Below are 16,184 nucleotides of genomic sequence, written 5' to 3'. Positions count from 1 at the left end.
GCGGAGCGATGTCCTTCCTTCTTCAGACCGTGTCTTGCACGATCCGGAGCCCGCATCGCGGGCGGCCGGTCAAGGGCCGCATCAGCGGCAAAGCCTGCCCTTGACGGGACGAACGCACATGCGGGAGGTCTTTTTCGGCACCTTCTTTTTTCCCTTTCTCGTCCGCCCCCGCAGGGCGACACGAATATCCGTCAGGAGTTGGTCGACGCCCTCTTGATGATCGTCACCCTCGAACCCTGAGATGAAGCGTTCGACGCGATCAAGGGTGTGGAGAAGAGCAGAGGAGGACTTTGCGATATGCAGGCCTCCCGCTTGCAGATCCACGACGGTGACGACGCCGTCCGGCGCCTCGACATTATGGACGTTCGCGGATGCGTCCGGCCGGCGAACGAGTTCGTTCGCCTTGCGGGCGGCGTCTATTGGCGATGTGGCGTCATCGATGTCGATGTCCCATGAAACCCGATAGGTCATGTCCGCCCCCATCACGCCGCGGCCGCATCGGGCAGGTAGCGCAGATGCACCGGCAGCTTGGCGGCGATCTCCTCGTCGGTCATGACTTCAAGCAGCTTCGGGACGCTCCCTAGTTTGCCGCCGAAAAAGTGCACGGTGCGCCGGCCGCGTGACGCATGGGGCCAGCGATAATCGGCATAGCCGCGATAGGGCTCGGCGGTGCTGCTCCAGATGTGCTCGAGACGTTCTTCCCGCGTCATCGCCCGCACCGGCCGGCTCTCGCGTTCGATGATGGCGAGGCGCATGCGCTCGACGGACATATCGTCGGAAAGATCGCAGTAGCCATGAAAGTAGCGGATGGCATCGTCGATGCGCAGCGCGAAAAACACCGATGTCACCGACCCGGTGAGGAATTGCCTGAGTGCGAACATCGAGCCACGGATCCAGAGGGGCGCTTCCACCGCGAACATATAGTCGTGCTCGGCCTCGCCGATCTCGAACCATTCCCCTGCATAGAGCGCCGTTGCGTCATCTTCGCGGCGGTGGACGCGCCCGGCATGGCGGTCGAACATGCGATACATCTGGTGGCGGTCGGCGACGCCCTGGAATACCTTGCGGATTGTGGGTGCGTTGGTCATGTGAGGCTCCTTCGGGGTTGTCGGACCGAAGCGCGGCGCAGCCTTCTCGACCCAGCCTTCTTTTTCAGTCCTCTGTTACCCCGCCTCGACCGCCGGCATCGCGACCGGCCGGGTCAAGGGCCGGCTCCGCCGGGCGAAGCTTCCCTTGACGCGGGCGGCGCGTATCCGGCAGGCCTCGCCTTCTTCCATTCCTCCCTTCTCTCCTTTTCCATCTTCGCCTTTTCCTGGAGTGCCTCGTTCCAGTCGTCCGCCATCGGCCGCAGCCGCTGCCAGGCGCAACCGGCGCTGTCGGCGAGGACGCGCAGGCGCTCGGCAAAGGTCTCGCCCTGATCATTCGCGTCGGTCGCCGCGACCAGCGTGACGCCGGGACGCGACGCCAGGGTCCGCAGGGCTGCATCGGTAAGGGGGGACCATCCCCCGCCGGTGCTGAGATATTGCGAGCCATCGCGGAGGCTTTCGAAGGCGGCGAGGCTCATGGCGTCGATCGCCGCCTCGGTGACGCACAGGCGCACGCCATCCCGCGGCCCAAGACGGAATAGGGTTTTCGAGCCGCCCGTCGAGAACCCGCGCCATTCCGGGCCGCGCTCCTCCCAGCCGCAGACGTCGCCGGCCTCGTCCGTGTGGGCTGCCCACATGCTTCCGTACGGACCTTCGCGAAGCTGGTTGTTGGTGATTGCCATTCGCAGCACGCTCACCGGAAGGAAACGGGCGCCGGAAAGATAGCGCCAGGTCGCGGACCCGCGCCACGGAACGCGTCGCGCCGACCATCGATCCGCAAGGCTTGTCGCTGCATGCCGTTCGCGCGGTGCCTTTTTCCAGACGGGATCGCTGGTCTGGAATCCGACCAGGGACGCGATGCTTTCGACACCCTCGACGAACCCGATATGATCAAGGCGTCGCACGAGCGCGAAGATATCGCCCTTGTCGTCGCTGAGCGGATCGAACCAGCCCTTCCCCTCATGCGTCACAATGACGATCTCGCCGCCCCGGCGAAACTTGACCGCCCGGCGCGTGCTTTCCTTCACGTCGACGGCAAACCCGGCCCGCTCCAGGAGCGCCCCGCAATTCACCTTCTCCTTCAACTCTCTTATTTTCTCTCTTTTCATGCCAACCCGGCCGCGCCAGCGGCCGCTCCCTGTTCCGTCCACACATTTGCGCAGCAAATCCACACCCGCCGCGCCAAGCGGCGGCTGCAAGGGCGCGGAGATCGGGGCGAGGGGAACCCGCGCCCCGCCGCGGCGCCGCTTCCCTTGCGGACGCCGCATGGATGCGGCACCTCAGAGGAGGGCAGGGCGGGCTCAATGAGCCGGCCCGAAGTCGAAGGGATCGATTTCGTGGATCACGTCCACGTCGGCGTCGTCGAGCTCCTCGCTCGGCAGGACGCCGTATTCTCCGGCCGATCGGAACAAGGTCACCGGGACCATGAGCGTGCGGGCGAGGTGAAAGGCATGCGATTGGGCGAGTGAGAGATCGTGCGACATGGTGAGGCTCCATCCGGGAGCGGGCCAATTCCCGCTCGATGGCGCCAGGATTGGTCCGGGGCGGGGCGCGATCACCGCGAAGGCGTAAGCCGCAGCGGCCGTAGCTTGCTAACGGACCCCTTGCGGGTTGATCGTCAAAGCCCCGCGCTGGACCAGGTCGCCATTCCAGAAGAGCGGGATTGGTCCGTTCCCCATGGAGGCGTCGGTTGCTGCACAGGCGTCGCGGCAGAACACATCTCCTCTCACCGAACATTGCTTGGGTAATTCACCCCGAGGCCAGGATCTGCCATCGGCTGGAATATGCCTGCCTTCCCGAGGGAGCGGCGAAGTCAGCTATGGCACCATGGCTTTCGCCAGCTATCCCAACGGCGCGCCAGGCCATGCTCGATCAGTGTTTCTCCGACATCGCGTGCGTCCACGGCAACGCGCGCCAACCGGCGACCGTAGCGGTCAAGTTTGCCGCGGACCAACTTGATCCGATGACCCGACACCTGGGTTGCCAGTTCGTCCTCCGCTTGCAGCGCTGTGGCGCGTTCCGCGGCGCACGCTCCGTCAATCTCCGGCGCATCGATGTTCTCGATACGGATCTTCTCGCGCCTGCCGGTCCCGTCGTGGACGGTGAAGGTATCGCCATCCCAGATCCAGAGCGTGACATCCTGGCAGGCGCCACGATCACAGACCGCTGCACCGACAATCGTGTGACGGTTCGTTGAAGCCGAGGCGCCGGCGAGCATCAGCAATTGCGAGACCCCCACGACCATCACGCACCGCGCCAGCATCATGAGGTCTTTTTCGATACGAGATTAAAGAGCTGCGCGATGACGTCGGTGGCGTAGACCTTTTCACCGCCGCGGTCATAGCTACTGTTGCACACGCGGGATTCCACATAGACGAGGTCACCCTCTCCGACGTATTCCTCGATCCACTCCGCCTGTTTCTTGTCAAGGACGGTGATCTGAACCCAATCGGTGGCGCTCTTGCGTTCGCCATCCGACTGCCATTCGCGATTGCTCGCCACATTCACCTTCAACACGCCCTTCAGCGGGATGACGTTTCCGACGTGACCAAGCAGGGTATGGCGGTTGACGCTGCGCATGGACTCATACCTTTCTAAGGTGGAAAATACCGTCTATCTGTTGAGGCTGAACCAATGCCGCTGGGTTTGCCCTGAGGTGTCGTTCTTGATATCGAAATAATATGGCTCTGACCGCAGCGGTCGGGGCATAGTGACCCTTTGAATGCAGCCTCGCTGCCGATCAGAAATGTAGGACCCGTGCGCATTGCCCTGGCAGAAATTGACCGTCTTGACGCAAAGATCACCTTTGCCGGCAAAACTGTTGCGGTCGCTCCTGCTTCCGACCCGATAGCCTTCCGGGCAGTTCCCATATCGCTCGTGGCCCGGCGAGCCCGTTCCTGCCTCGGGGCAGGTCGGCCAATCGAAGCCAGGCTTTTTCATCGCGGAGATGAGGCGGTTCATGGGCGGATGGCAGGCGGACATGCCCCGCCAGGATGGATTGGAAGACGACGCGCACAGAAGGACTTGGCAGCCCCATTCGCTGGCGGCTGCAGGAACGGGAAGCGCTGTGGCCGCCAGATACAATGCGAGCACAATACGGTGAGGCATGGCTTTGGCGGTCATTGGCACTCTTCCCATCAAACACACTAACGAGTAAATTATAGTTTATATGGCAACGACGAGCAAGCGCAAGAAGGCAGACACCGAGCTTGGTACGAGGATCCTGCGAAACATGGCACGGGTCATCGAGCGTGAGCGTGAAAAGCGCGGCCTTAACAAGAAAGAGATGGCCGAGCTTTGCGAAGTGACTTATCCCTTTTATTTTCAAATCCTTGAGGGGAAGGCAAATCCCTCTTTGCAGACCATCACACGAATCTGCGTCAACCTCGATGTACCTTTCCAGGAACTCGTGAGCGGGGCAGCTCCTCTCTGATCGGCAACGTTGGGAAAGTTCATCTTCGGTTTTGCTCGCATGGACGAAACCCATTTTCTCGCTAAAATGGTTGCCAAAACATAAACTATATTTAATTACTCGACCTATGAAATTGATCGCCGGATGGCCGCAGGGCTGCCGGCGCCACATCTGGGCATTGCAGGCATGAAGTCTTTCGCTGCTTCCGTTTTCCTCATGATTGCTTCGGCCGCACATGCGGGCGAGAACCCGATGTGGCCGACGAGCCTCAACTGGACCTGCGCGTTCTCGTCGGTCATTCGGTGCGAGCGTTCGGTGGATTGCGCGATGGTAGCGGAGGAGGGCGAACTCGCCCTCGACTATCGCGAAAACAGGCTGACGGATGAGAAGGGGGCGGTTCATCCAATCAAGCGGCACTATGCCCAGACGGTCGCCGGCAGCCCGATCGGGAGCGAGGTGAAGATCGAACTCGATACGAACGAGGTGATCTGGCTTTCACCGGCCGACGGGGCAGGGGTGTTTTCGGATAACTGGATCGGCGCGATGTTGTCGCCGAAGACGGGCGTCGTTCAGGAGCTTCGGCCGTTGGTCTGCAAACCGACATGATGCATGTCCCGCTCGATCGACATCTATTTGCAGCCGAGATCGTGAAGCGCTATATTCCTCCGCAGAAAGGAGATCGATCATGCTGCTGAAGAAGTACCGTGAAAACAAGGATGCCCTCAAGCAGATCGGCCGGGAAGCGCTTACAGAGAGCCGCCGCCTGGGCCTTACGATTTCCGCTAAGGATCGCCGGAACGAGGCAAATATGCAGGCGAAATCCGAGCGTAAAAATCGCGCTCCCGCTACCGTGAGGTAGCAATTGTTTCACGCCGGAATTGTCGTGTATCCTTCTCGCAGGGCTTAACGGCTCCGGCAAGTCCTCCGCTTTCCCCAAGCTGAACCTCGAAGGCGAGTGGATCAACGCTGACGAAATCGCAAGGGTTCTGCCCAACACCGACGACGGCAAATCGAAGGAACGGCGAGCTTCAGAGGCCGCGCTTCGAAAGATTGCCGATATGATCGAAACTCGGCAATCGTTCGTCTTCGAGACAACCTTGAGCAGCCAGCAGCCAGCAGTCGCTTCGGCTGATGCGCGATGCAAAGGCGGCGGGGTTCACGGTAGGCCTCTATTACACGGCCCTGGATTCTGTCGAGACAAACATCGAGCGCGTCAGGCAGCGCGTGCTCAAGGGCGGCCACGACATTCCTGAGGACGACATCCGGAGGCGGCATAGGGGATCGCTGGCCAAGCTATCCGAAGCCCTGAAGGTCGTGGACGAGGTCGTGCTCGTGGACAATAGCGGACTCGAACCTCACGAGGTCTTCATCATTACCGCCGGCCAGGTCCAATCCTTCGACATCGACGACACGCAAGAGCTACATCGCCTGTTTTCGACCAAGGTTTGCGAGGCCTACGGGCTGACGCGAGTGCGTGGTGGTTTCGAGGACGCGAAAGTGGATGATCAACTGATAGCGGATACCACGGAACAGATCCTTTGCAACATGCCTAGTCACCAGGCCAAACCTCCGGGCACGAAGTGAGAGCAGCATGTTCGAATTGATCAATTATCGGCAGCTCGCTAACTCGGCATAACGTTACGTTATAACATTGTATAAGTTCTATTATGGAACCGCTCGCCGACTGGTGACCCCATCACATACCTTAATCATCCTGTTGACTACTGACCAATCCTCAAGGTTCATCGACGGCGCCGCCAGACACGCCCTATAATTCGTCTGTCGACACTTATGCGGGTTTGCAACTTGCGCACATCACAGTAAGACGATCCTTACCGCCGTCCGGCAAACTGAGGATCCCTCGTCGGCAACCTTCGAGGCACGCAATCGTAGCCCTTGCCAAGCGTCCTGGCCATAATCAACTTGTGCCAAAGTAACGCTTGAGCAGAAGCAACCAGCAAGTCATACAATCGATTTATTGATCCCGGACGGCCACTTGCTAATCAAAGGACAGGCCTTGAACTCGGAGGGAGAAGCGCGTTAGCACTCAGATGGTCTTTTCCCACGGAAGGCAGCTTTCAAAACGTCGCCACCCCGTGTACGCTCGCGACAGCCCTACGCAAATCTCCGATGGCGTCATTCGAAGCTGCAGGCAGTTCCTGGCCTTCCAATTCCTTAGGCATCTTCCAGCCAGGCTCGACACCTTTCATATTCGGCAGTTCGTGGGCGATGCCCTTGTGGCAGTCGATGCAGGTCGCCTTGCCCGGCAGGAGATATTTCGAATGGATGTCGGCGGCGCGCTGCGTCTGCTTTGTGAAGTCCATCGCCACGGCGGAATGGCAATTGCGGCATTCCAGGCTGTCATTCGCCTTCAGGCGCGCCCATTCGTGCTTGGCAAGCTCCAGCCGCTTGGCGAGGAATTTTTCGCGGGTGTTGATCGTGCCGAAGATCTTGCCCCAGACCTCCTTCGACGCCTGCATCTTGCGGGCGATCTTGTCGGTCCATTGATGTGGCACGTGGCAATCTGGACAGGAGGCGCGCACGCCGGAGCGATTGGTAAAGTGCACCGTATTGGTCAGCTCCTGATAGACGTTGTCCTTCATCTCGTGACAGGAGGTGCAGAACTTCTCCGTATTGGTCAATTCCAGCGCCGTGTTGAACGCGCCCCAGAACATCACGCCGCCGACGAAGCCGCCGAGTGTCAGGAAGGCGAGGCTGAGGGTCGCAGCCGGCGTCGTCAGAATGGTCCAGACCCAGAGGAGGATTGCCTTGATGCGTGCCATCATCACTCGCTTCCCGCACCGGTGACGCCGAGTTCGCTCATGTCCTTGAACGTATTGCCGACAAGCGGCTTCCTGTCCGCCTGCGGCACATGGCAGGCCGTGCAGAAGTAGCGCCGCGGCGAGACGTCGGCGAGCATCTGGCCCTCACGGGTCATATAGTGAGTGACGCTGATCATCGGTGCGCCGGCATCCTGCGAGAATTCACGCTTGTGACAGGACAGACAGCGGTTGGCATTGACCGACAGCTGGTAGCCGTCGATCGAATGCGGGATGATCGGCGGCTGCTCGGGATAGGCGCGCATGCGCCTGATATCGTCGACGATCCACTTCGGCAGCGGATCGGCCGGCACTTCCTGCATCTTGTCTCCGTCAGGACCGGAAAGCTGCGGCACCATCTGCGCCATGGCGCTGGTGGCGATCACGGCGGCGCTGAGCGCGGCCAGTACCCATCCTCTGGGAAGGGTTATGCGACGGGTTCGATCTTGACTGCGCATTTCTTGAAATCCGTCTGTTTCGAGATGGGATCGGTGGCGTCGAGCGTGACCTTGTTGATGAGCTGGCTGGCATCGAACCACGGCACGAAGATCACGCCTGACGGCATGCGGTTTCGCCCGCGCGTCTCGACACGCGAGCGGATTTCGCCGCGCCGTGAGATGATGCGGATTTCCGAGCCCTGATTGAGGCCGCGCTTGCGCGCATCGTCGGCATTCATGAAGCAGCGTGCGCCGGGAAATGCCTTGAAGAGTTCGGGCACGCGCATCGTCATCGAGCCGGAATGCCAGTGCTCGAGCACGCGGCCGGTAACGAGCCAGGTATCGAATTCGGCATCGGGCGATTCCGCCGGCGGCTCGTAGGGCACGGCGATGATCGCCGCCCTGCCATCCTTGTTGCCGTAGAATTTCACCCCTTCGCCGGGCTTCACATAGGGATCGTAGCCCTCGCGGTAGCGCCACAGCGTTTCCTTGCCGTCGACGACCGGCCAGCGCAGGCCGCGCACCTCGTGATAGGTGTCGTAGGGCGCCAGATCATGGCCATGGCCGCGGCCGAAGGCGGCATATTCCTCGAACAGGCCCTTCTGGATGTAGAAGCCGAAATGCTGGGCCTCGTTGTTGGCATGCTCGGGCTTGACCTCGCTGATCGGGAACTTCGCGACATCGCTGTCGGCATAGAGCACCTGATAGAGCGTTTTTCCCTTGTAATCGGGGTTCGCAGCCAGAAGGTCCGCCGGCCAGACCTCGTCGGTCGTGAAGCGCTTGGAGAATTCCACCAACTGCCAGAGGTCGGAGCGCGCCTCGCCTGGCGCCTGCACCAGCTGGTGCCAGACATGGGTGCGCCGTTCCGCATTGCCGTAGGCCCCCTCCTTTTCCACCCACATGGCAGCGGGCAGGATAAGATCGGCGCTCATCGCGGTGATCGTCGGATAGGCATCCGAGACGACGATGAAATTTTCGGGATTGCGGTAGCCCTGATAGGTTTCGTTCGAGGTGTTCGGGCCGGCCTGGACGTTGTTGTTGACCTGCACCCAATAGAAATTGAGCTTGCCGTCACGCAGCATGCGGTCCTGCTGAACCGCATGGTAACCCGGCTTCTCCGGGATGATGCCATGCGGAATGCGCCAGATCTCCTCCGCGTGCTTGCGATGCTCGGGATTGGTCACCACCATGTCGGCCGGCAGGCGGTGGGCGAAGGTGCCGACCTCGCGCGCCGTGCCGCAGGCCGACGGCTGGCCGGTCAGCGAGAACGGGCTGTTGCCCGGCTCGGAAATCTTGCCCGTCAAGAGATGCAGGTTGTAGACCATCTGGTTGGCCCAGACGCCACGCACATGCTGGTTGAAGCCCATGGTCCAGAGCGACATGACCTTACGATCAGGGTCGGCATAGAGCTCGGCGAGCTGCTTGAGGAAACCGGCCTCGACGCCGGTCATCTCGACGGCCTTTTCCAGCGTGTATTCGGCGACGAAAGCCTTGAAGGCCTCAAAGTCCATCGGTTCCGTCTTGCCGGGATCGGCGGCGTTCGCCGCCTTTACCTCCAGCGGATTATCCGGCCTCAGGCCATAGCCGATGTCGGTGACGCCGCGCACGACCTTCGTGTGGCTCTTCACGAAGTCCTCGTTCACCCGCCCAGTCTGGATGATGTGGTTGGCGATGTAGTTGAGGATGACGAGGTCGGTGCCCGGCTTGAAGACCATCGGGATATCGGCCAGGTCCATGCTGCGGTGGGTGAAGGTGGAGAGCACCGCCACGCGCACATGGTCGTGGCCGAGCCGCCGGTCGGCGATGCGGGTCCACAGGATCGGGTGCATCTCCGCCATGTTCGAGCCCCAGAGCACGAAAGCGTCGGCATGTTCGAAATCGTCATAGCAGCCCATCGGCTCGTCCATGCCGAACGTGCGCATGAAGGCGACGGCGGCGGAGGCCATGCAGTGGCGGGCATTCGGGTCGAGATTGTTCGAGCGGAAGCCGGCGCGCATCAGCTTGGTCGCGGCATAGCCTTCGAAGATCGTCCACTGGCCGGAACCGAACATGCCGAGCGCCGTCGGACCTTTTTCCTTCAGCACCTTCTTGGCCTGCTCGGCCATCACGTCGAAGGCTTCTTCCCAGGTCACCGGCTCGAACTCGCCGTCCTTGGCATAGGCGCCGTCACGCTTGCGCAAAAGCGGCGTCGTCAGGCGGTCGGAGCCGTACATGATCTTGGACAGGAAATAGCCCTTGATGCAGTTGAGGCCGCGATTGACCTCGGCCTGCATGTCGCCATGTGTGGCGACGACCTTGCCTTCCTTGACGCCCACCATGACGCCACAGCCCGTGCCGCAGAACCGGCACGGCGCCTTGTCCCACTTGATTTCGAGCGCGCTCACGCCGCCCGGCACCGGCTGGGCGGCCGCCGGCAGTGCAATGCCGGCCGCCGCCGCAGCGACGCCCGCCGCCTGGGCCTTCAGGATGTCACGCCGCGTCAGTTCGCTGCCCATCAGCCTCGTCCCCTTCCATGTCGACATGTTCGAAAACCATGTTTGCCGCGATCACACCGTCGAGGAGCGAGATGCGCATCAGCGTATCGCCCAGCACCCCGGTCGACGGTCCCTCGATGACGATGACGATCTTGCCCTTGTCCGCGCCGTGCACCTCGATATTGTCGAAGCCGGCAAGGGCTGCCAGCACACCGTCGATCCCGCCGGATCTGGTGGCGATGACCGCACTGGAAATGTGATGTTGCCGCCGCTCAGACATAGGCGGCCTCCGTGCTCCGTGGCGCGATCGAAACCGCGCCGACGGGACAGACGGAAATACAGGCGCCGCAGCCCGTGCAGGCCTCCGCCACCAGCTCCGGCACGAAGGGACCGCCAAGCACCGGACGAAACCGGATCGCGCCGGTGGGACAGACATCCCGACAGGCCTGGCAATCAACCCGTTGGAACGGCAGACAGGACGTGGCGATGGCGACGACGTGATCGAAGCGGTTCGCCGCGCCCTCGGAAAAGACCGGCTCGGGACAGTGCTCCGCACAGGCACCGCAGAAGGTGCATTCGCCTGCGGCAAAATCGAGTACAGGGAGGTTGTCGACGAGGTTGACAATACCGGTCGGACACTGTTCGACACAGGCACCGCAGCCGGTGCAATCGGCGAGCGCCGCATCCAGCATGCCGGGCGGCCGGATAGAGGCGGCCACGCTCCGCCTGCTGCCTTTCAGAAAATCACGCCGGGATAGTGCTTCCTGTCGCATGGCCACCCCCTCAATGGCCAGGCGGGCCGGGTGGCCCGAAGATGATCTGGAAGCCCCATACAAGGAAGCCATACCCCCCAACGATACCAACGGCGAGGATGGGCCAGATGCCGAAGGCCAGGATGAAGAATGTCAGCAATTCGCGGCGCCGGCTGGATTTCGGCGCGGGCGGCGGGGGATGATCTGTCAAGACGTCGGACAAGGATGCTTACCTCCGGCGACAATTCATTGCCGCGATACTAGCACCCATCCCGCAGAAAGAAAGAATAATAAACTATACTTCTTTAATCATGATTCTGTTTGCGCAATGTCAATTCCGGACACATCGACGGAAATACACCGACGCCATGAAACACTCTCGAAAAATACAACAAATTTAAGATAAATAATTTTATAAGCAAAATAATTCAGCAATTACTGAATAATGACTAGGTAAAATAAACACCGAACCGTCAGTCGCGGCCGCCATCCGCGAGAGCGGCAAGGCCCGCCATATCGCGCACCAGAAGCTTCTGCCGACCGCCCTCGACGAGACCCTGTGATTCCCAGGCGCTCAGGATGCGCGAGACGGTGTGCAGCGTCGTGCCGGTCATTTCTGCAATGTCCTGCCGGGAGATCGGGAAGTCGATACGCACCCCCTCGCCTTCCTTGCGACCGGCCTGCTTGGAGAGTCTGAGCACGGCATGCGCCACGCGGCGCTCCACCTCCTGCGTCGACATTTCACGGATGCGGGTATGGGCTTCTTCCAGCCGCTGTCCGATCGTCTGCATGGCGCTGACGGCGAGGCGGGGGTTTTGCTCCACGAAATGCGGCCAGAGATCTGTCGGCCAGCCGAGGATGACGCTTTCCGTCGCAGCCTTCGCGGTGCCCGGATAGTCGGAGCGCTGCAAGGCCTTGGCAAAGCCGAAGAGGTCGCCGGGATGCACGACGCGCACGATGATCTGCTGACCGTCCTCCGTCACCTGCGTCACCTTCAGGCGACCGTGCAGCAGGAGGAAGAAACTCACCGCCTGCTGACCCTGCTCGAAGACGGCATCGCCTTGCGGCACGCGGCGCGCGGTCGCATGGTTCAGCAGCCTGTCTAGGTCCTCGTCGCTCATCCTGTCGAACAGGGCAAGCGACCGGACAACGGTCCGGTCAATCTTCACAATCGTGTCCCTTTGCGTGCGCCTTCATCGGCGCACCCGGCTTCTATCACGCCTCTCCGCTGGTAAAAAGTTCAGAACGCAAGTCCCTTCTCTCTCAGCCTGGCAAAGAGCGGCGCATACCAGTGCGTATCCTTGACCAGCCGGAAGCCGACATTGTCGGGCGGAACCCCGACCGCGCAGCCGCCGCCCTTCGGGTTGCGCACGAACGAACTCAGCGCCGCCCGGTGCTTGCCGCTTGCGACATAGATGCCGCAGGACGACACGTCGTTCACGACGGCACCAGCCTTGTCGAGATTGACGCGCCGGTTGCAGGTCGCCGTCCACTCCCAGATGTTCCCGGCGAAATCGGCAAAGCCGTATTCATTCTCGCCGAAACGGCCGAGGGGCTGCGGCACCGGATCGCGCGACGCCTTGCGTGCCGCCTCGCGGTTATAGTCGGCCAACCAACGATCGGCCGGATTGGTGCTGTTGATATCGACGCCGAGCGCATCATCGGGAAACCGCGAGCCGGCGGCGAAGGCGAGATCCTGATCGGTCGGCAACACCCAGACCTCGCCGGTGCGCGCACTCAGCCAGCCGGCATAGGCGATGGCATCGTCATAGCTGACGCCGGTCGCCGGCGTCGTGGTGGCATCGTGAGGCGCAAAGCCCGGCTCGGCCGCCGGGCAGATGCCGTCGGCCACGCAGCGGCCATAGTCCGCAGCCGTCACCTGATATTTCATGATGGTGAGCGGGCGGCGCACGGTGACGCTCTTCACCGGCCCATCGACGGCAAAGCCGTTGCGGAAGAACTCGCCGCTGTCGCGATAGTCGAAACTGCGCGGCGCGATCTCCACCGTCAGCGGCTCGTCGAGCACGGGACCGGCAGGCGCAGCGCCGATAAGATCAGCCTTGATCGCGACCGTGCCGGCAAGTGCCGCCAGCAACAGGGCGGGAATGGCAAGCGATTTCAGGGGAATGCCGGGTTTCGATGTCAGCGCAGCCATGGCGGCCTCCTCGCACCTCGCCCGGACGATCGTTCGACGTCCGGGACGGGCGCCGATTGGTATGGGGATCGCAGCCTTGCGATCCGGGAGCGCGCCCGTCCCATGAACGGGCGCACCATTGTCCGACGATGTCAGGCGCCGCTGGGCGGTGTGACCGAGGTCATAAGATCGTCGTTCCAGTCGCCGGTGACGGCGAAGTGGCCGGCGGCACCGAGCTCGAAGGCCTCGATGAGGTTGTGGTTCACATAGGCGTAGATGCCCGGCTGCTGGAAGGTGTAGTAGGCCGCGCCCGCCGTGCCGCCCGGAATGAACCAGGTCTCCTGGTCGACATCCGGAGGATTATGGAACTTTCCGGTCTGCCAGACATAGTCGCCATGGCCGCCGATGAGGTGCGGGCGGGTGTCGCGGTTGGCCTGCGAATGAACGACGAGCACCCTGTCGCCCACCTTGGCCTTCAGCGCATTATCGCCCGTCAGTGCGCCCACGGCGCCATTGAAGACGATGTGGCTCGGGGTGAGGGTCCGCATGACCGCCAGCGTATCGTCATAGGCTTCGCCGACGCTGGCATATTTCTTGAAGTTGCCCTCGGCATCACGGGGGACATAAAAGTCCTGCTCACCGACATAGTAGATGTGGTCATAGGTCAGCTCCTTGCCGTGGCCATCGGTCAGGCCTTCGCGCGGCAGCACCATGATGGCACCGTTCATGCCCGAGGTGACGTGCCAAGGCACCATTCCGGGAGGTGCGCAATGGTAGACGAAGACGCCTGCCTTGGTGGCCTTGAAGCGCAGCACGGTGCGTTCGCCGGGATTGACCACCGTCAGCGCGCCGCCGCCGAGCGCGCCGGTTGCCGCATGAAAGTCGATATTGTGCTGCAGCTCGTTGGTCTCGGGGTTGATCAGCGTCAGCTCGACATAATCGTTCTGGTGCACCACCATCAGCGGGCCGGGAACCGAACCGTTGAAGGTCATGGCGTGCACTTCCGTGCCCTTGTCGTCGAGGATCATCTTCTTTTCCTCGATCGTCATGGTGAACTCATAGACCTTCGGGCCACCTTCGGCCTTCTGGGTGTGGGCATGCACGAAGGGCGGCTTGACGAGCTCGACCTTCACACGCTCCAGCTTTGCGATATCGGCCGCGGTCGCCGCGGCGTTCGTTTCGATCGCGCCGCCTTCGGCGCGGGCCATCGACGCCGCAATGATCGGCGTCAGGACGCCGGCAAACGCGGCACCGCCGAGGATCGTGCGGCGGGTCATCTCAAACTGCTCGGTCATTGAATTTCTCCTTTTCGAAAGGACAGAGCGATGTCTATCGCCCGGTCCTCTCTGTTCTAGGAGCATTCGCGCCAACCTCTTTGTGATGGGACAAACAGGCCCTTCCGGCTGCTGCGGCATTTTGGCAGATGCTGATTTGCTCTTTGCCATCTCGCAAAGAAAGCGCCCGATGGAAGCCCTAGAAACAGCTGACGATTGCAAAGGAAAGTGACATCAATGTCTGCAAATCCCCCCGTCAGTCCATCCGTCAGCCGCCCCGTGCCACGCGGCCTTTCCCGCACCGGACCGGTGCTCTTCTCCTATGGGTTCCGGCCATTCTTTCTCGGCGGCGCGCTCTGGGCTATCGCGGCGATGGGCCTGTGGATCGCCGCGATCACCGGCCACATCACGATTGCCGAAACCTATGGCGCGCCGAACTGGCACGCGCATGAAATGCTGTTCGGCTTCGCCTCCGCGGTGCTCGCCGGTTTCCTGCTGACGGCCGTGCCGAACTGGACGGGGCGCCTGCCGGTGTCCGGCTGGCCGCTGGCGGGCCTCTTCGCGCTCTGGTGCGCCGGGCGCATCGCGCTTTTCTGCTCCGATACGATCGGTGTTGCCGTTGCCGCCACCATCGATGCGCTCTTCCTGCCCGTTCTGCTCGCTATCTGCACGCGCGAGGTCGTGGCCGGGCGCAAATGGAAGGACCTGAAGGTCCTGGCCGGGCTGCTTGCCCTGTCGCTCGCCAACGCGCTCTATCACGTGGCGGCCATTCACGGTGGGCATGATCCTATGGCGATCCGGCTTGCCGTCGCCGCCTATGTCGTGCTGGTCATGATTGTCGGCGGACGCATCATTCCGAGTTTTACGCGCAACTGGCTCAACAAGTTCGGCCGCACCGACTTTCCGGTGCCTTACAACAGCTACGACATGATCGCGATCCTCGCCGGCACCGGCGCGCTCGGCCTCTGGGCCGTCCTGCCGGCGCACCCGGCAACCGCTGCTGCGGGCATGACCGCCGCCGCCCTCCATTGCATCCGTCTGCACCGCTGGCGCGGCTGGACGGTGGCGCGGGACCGGATCCTCGTCATCCTGCACATCGCCTACATCTTCATTCCGCTCGGCCTCTTGGCGATCAGCCTTAGTGCATCAGGATATCTCGAAGAACGCTCGGTGCTGCATCTGCTCTCGGTCGGCGCCATCGCCTGCATGATGCTGGCGGTCATGACCCGGGCAAGCCTTGGCCATACCGGCCGCACCCTGGTCGCCTCGAAGATCACGGTCTCCTCCTATGCCGCTCTCATCCTCTGCGCACTGGTGCGCCCGCTCGCGGAAATCCTGCCGGACCTCAGCCGCGCCGTCTATGCCACCTCGGGCCTGCTCTGGATTGCCGCCTTCGGCCTCTATTGCCTGGAATACGCGCCGATCCTCGCGCGAAAACGCCGCGCACCACTCTGAAACGAAACGGCCCGGAGGTTCTCTCCGGGCCGTTTTGTTTTCAGGCAACGTCCAACATCATCTCGGGCGTCCACGGCGGCTCGTAGGTCAGCCGCACCTCGGCATATTCGACGCCCGGCACATACCAGACGCAGGCCTGCACCGCCTCCTTGAGGAAATCCGTCGCCGGGCAGAAGCGTGTCGTCGTGGTCATGGTGACGTAGACGACACCGCCCTCCTCCACCACGATATCGTAGACCAGACCGAGATCGACGATGTTCTTGCCGATTTCGGGATCGATGATCATGCGCAGCGCCGTGCGGATGTACTCGGTCAACGTGGCCTTGTCTGTCTCGTTCATCG

Annotated in this window: 22 protein-coding genes and 1 pseudogene; 6 read left to right on the top strand and 17 right to left on the bottom strand. The window is 61.9% G+C overall.

The window, feature by feature from the left end:
- Positions 1–81: 81 nt before the first annotated feature.
- The 7 genes from ACOZK4_RS03775 to ACOZK4_RS03745 all read right to left on the bottom strand — a co-directional run bounded on the left by ACOZK4_RS03775 (position 82) and on the right by ACOZK4_RS03745 (position 4,208).
- Positions 82–471, bottom strand: a complete 390-nt coding sequence (locus ACOZK4_RS03775) for a hypothetical protein (protein ID WP_421590510.1) — start codon at positions 469–471, stop codon at positions 82–84.
- An 11-nt stretch (positions 472–482) separates the two neighbouring features.
- Complete coding sequence (locus ACOZK4_RS03770) at positions 483–1,088, bottom strand: DUF1419 domain-containing protein (protein WP_421590508.1); 606 nt, start codon at positions 1,086–1,088, stop codon at positions 483–485.
- 113 nt (positions 1,089–1,201) lie between these two features.
- Positions 1,202–2,284, bottom strand: coding sequence for a DUF3991 and toprim domain-containing protein (locus ACOZK4_RS03765; RefSeq protein WP_421590506.1), 1,083 nt, complete (start codon positions 2,282–2,284; stop codon positions 1,202–1,204).
- Positions 2,285–2,386: 102 nt separating this feature from the next.
- Positions 2,387–2,569 (bottom strand): hypothetical protein, encoded by a 183-nt coding sequence (locus ACOZK4_RS03760; protein WP_137934740.1) that lies wholly within the window; start codon positions 2,567–2,569, stop codon positions 2,387–2,389.
- A gap of 329 nt (positions 2,570–2,898) precedes the next feature.
- Positions 2,899–3,351, bottom strand: a complete 453-nt coding sequence (locus ACOZK4_RS03755; protein WP_421590504.1) for a thermonuclease family protein — start codon at positions 3,349–3,351, stop codon at positions 2,899–2,901.
- Positions 3,348–3,665: a single-stranded DNA-binding protein gene (locus tag ACOZK4_RS03750; protein ID WP_313523001.1), complete on the bottom strand. Its 318-nt coding sequence runs from the start codon at positions 3,663–3,665 to the stop codon at positions 3,348–3,350. The genes ACOZK4_RS03755 and ACOZK4_RS03750 overlap by 4 nt, the downstream gene beginning before the upstream one ends.
- A 33-nt stretch (positions 3,666–3,698) precedes the next feature.
- The gene (locus ACOZK4_RS03745; protein WP_421590502.1) at positions 3,699–4,208 is read right to left on the bottom strand and encodes a hypothetical protein; all 510 of its coding nucleotides are present in this window, start codon (positions 4,206–4,208) and stop codon (positions 3,699–3,701) included.
- A 109-nt stretch (positions 4,209–4,317) separates the two neighbouring features.
- Between ACOZK4_RS03745 and ACOZK4_RS03740 the strand changes: the two genes are divergently transcribed.
- From ACOZK4_RS03740 to ACOZK4_RS03720, 5 genes and pseudogenes are all read left to right on the top strand, one after another.
- Entirely contained in the window at positions 4,318–4,518 is a 201-nt protein-coding gene (locus ACOZK4_RS03740; RefSeq protein ID WP_313522997.1) for a helix-turn-helix transcriptional regulator, read from the top strand.
- A gap of 123 nt (positions 4,519–4,641) precedes the next feature.
- Positions 4,642–5,103: a hypothetical protein gene (locus tag ACOZK4_RS03735; protein ID WP_421590500.1), complete on the top strand. Its 462-nt coding sequence runs from the start codon at positions 4,642–4,644 to the stop codon at positions 5,101–5,103.
- 79 nt (positions 5,104–5,182) lie between these two features.
- Positions 5,183–5,356 (top strand): hypothetical protein, encoded by a 174-nt coding sequence (locus tag ACOZK4_RS03730; protein WP_313522994.1) that lies wholly within the window; start codon positions 5,183–5,185, stop codon positions 5,354–5,356.
- A gap of 19 nt (positions 5,357–5,375) precedes the next feature.
- Positions 5,376–5,570, top strand: a pseudogene (locus tag ACOZK4_RS03725) (hypothetical protein); the annotation flags it as partial.
- A 58-nt stretch (positions 5,571–5,628) separates the two neighbouring features.
- Complete coding sequence (locus ACOZK4_RS03720) at positions 5,629–6,081, top strand: hypothetical protein (RefSeq protein ID WP_313523162.1); 453 nt, start codon at positions 5,629–5,631, stop codon at positions 6,079–6,081.
- Positions 6,082–6,575: 494 nt separating this feature from the next.
- Here the strand turns inward: ACOZK4_RS03720 and ACOZK4_RS03715 are convergent, their stop codons facing one another.
- The 9 genes from ACOZK4_RS03715 to nirK form a co-directional block, all read right to left on the bottom strand.
- On the bottom strand, positions 6,576–7,280 hold the full coding sequence (locus ACOZK4_RS03715; RefSeq protein WP_313523150.1) for a cytochrome c3 family protein: 705 nt from the start codon (positions 7,278–7,280) through the stop codon (positions 6,576–6,578).
- A gap of 2 nt (positions 7,281–7,282) precedes the next feature.
- Positions 7,283–7,774, bottom strand: a complete 492-nt coding sequence (locus tag ACOZK4_RS03710; protein ID WP_313522993.1) for a nitrate reductase cytochrome c-type subunit — start codon at positions 7,772–7,774, stop codon at positions 7,283–7,285.
- Complete coding sequence (napA, locus tag ACOZK4_RS03705; protein WP_421590497.1) at positions 7,744–10,248, bottom strand: periplasmic nitrate reductase subunit alpha; 2,505 nt, start codon at positions 10,246–10,248, stop codon at positions 7,744–7,746. The genes ACOZK4_RS03710 and napA overlap by 31 nt, the downstream gene beginning before the upstream one ends.
- Complete coding sequence (locus ACOZK4_RS03700; protein ID WP_313526095.1) at positions 10,223–10,507, bottom strand: chaperone NapD; 285 nt, start codon at positions 10,505–10,507, stop codon at positions 10,223–10,225. The genes napA and ACOZK4_RS03700 overlap by 26 nt, the downstream gene beginning before the upstream one ends.
- Positions 10,500–11,000 (bottom strand): ferredoxin-type protein NapF, encoded by a 501-nt coding sequence (gene napF / locus ACOZK4_RS03695; protein ID WP_421590495.1) that lies wholly within the window; start codon positions 10,998–11,000, stop codon positions 10,500–10,502. Before napF ends, ACOZK4_RS03700 begins: the two co-directional genes overlap by 8 nt.
- 10 nt (positions 11,001–11,010) lie before the next feature.
- Complete coding sequence (gene napE, locus ACOZK4_RS03690) at positions 11,011–11,202, bottom strand: periplasmic nitrate reductase, NapE protein (protein ID WP_313526101.1); 192 nt, start codon at positions 11,200–11,202, stop codon at positions 11,011–11,013.
- A gap of 250 nt (positions 11,203–11,452) precedes the next feature.
- Positions 11,453–12,148, bottom strand: coding sequence for a Crp/Fnr family transcriptional regulator (locus ACOZK4_RS03685; protein WP_313526104.1), 696 nt, complete (start codon positions 12,146–12,148; stop codon positions 11,453–11,455).
- A 71-nt stretch (positions 12,149–12,219) separates the two neighbouring features.
- Positions 12,220–13,134, bottom strand: coding sequence for an SUMF1/EgtB/PvdO family nonheme iron enzyme (locus ACOZK4_RS03680; protein WP_421590492.1), 915 nt, complete (start codon positions 13,132–13,134; stop codon positions 12,220–12,222).
- A 131-nt stretch (positions 13,135–13,265) separates the two neighbouring features.
- Entirely contained in the window at positions 13,266–14,408 is a 1,143-nt protein-coding gene (nirK, locus tag ACOZK4_RS03675; RefSeq protein WP_313526108.1) for a copper-containing nitrite reductase, read from the bottom strand.
- A 216-nt stretch (positions 14,409–14,624) separates the two neighbouring features.
- On the opposite strand from nirK, the gene ACOZK4_RS03670 reads away from it, so the two are divergent.
- Positions 14,625–15,842, top strand: a complete 1,218-nt coding sequence (locus ACOZK4_RS03670) for an NnrS family protein (protein ID WP_421590490.1) — start codon at positions 14,625–14,627, stop codon at positions 15,840–15,842.
- Between the two features lie 40 nt (positions 15,843–15,882).
- Here ACOZK4_RS03670 and ACOZK4_RS03665 read toward each other — a convergent pair whose 3' ends face one another.
- Positions 15,883–16,182, bottom strand: coding sequence for a metal-sulfur cluster assembly factor (locus ACOZK4_RS03665; protein WP_421590488.1), 300 nt, complete (start codon positions 16,180–16,182; stop codon positions 15,883–15,885).
- Between the last annotated feature and the right edge of the window lie 2 nt (positions 16,183–16,184).

Source organism: Shinella sp. M27 (assembly GCF_049199905.1).
Classification (GTDB): domain Bacteria; phylum Pseudomonadota; class Alphaproteobacteria; order Rhizobiales; family Rhizobiaceae; genus Shinella.
The sequence above is the reverse complement of the archived record's forward strand: the minus strand, read 5'-3'. Positions and strand labels throughout refer to the sequence as shown.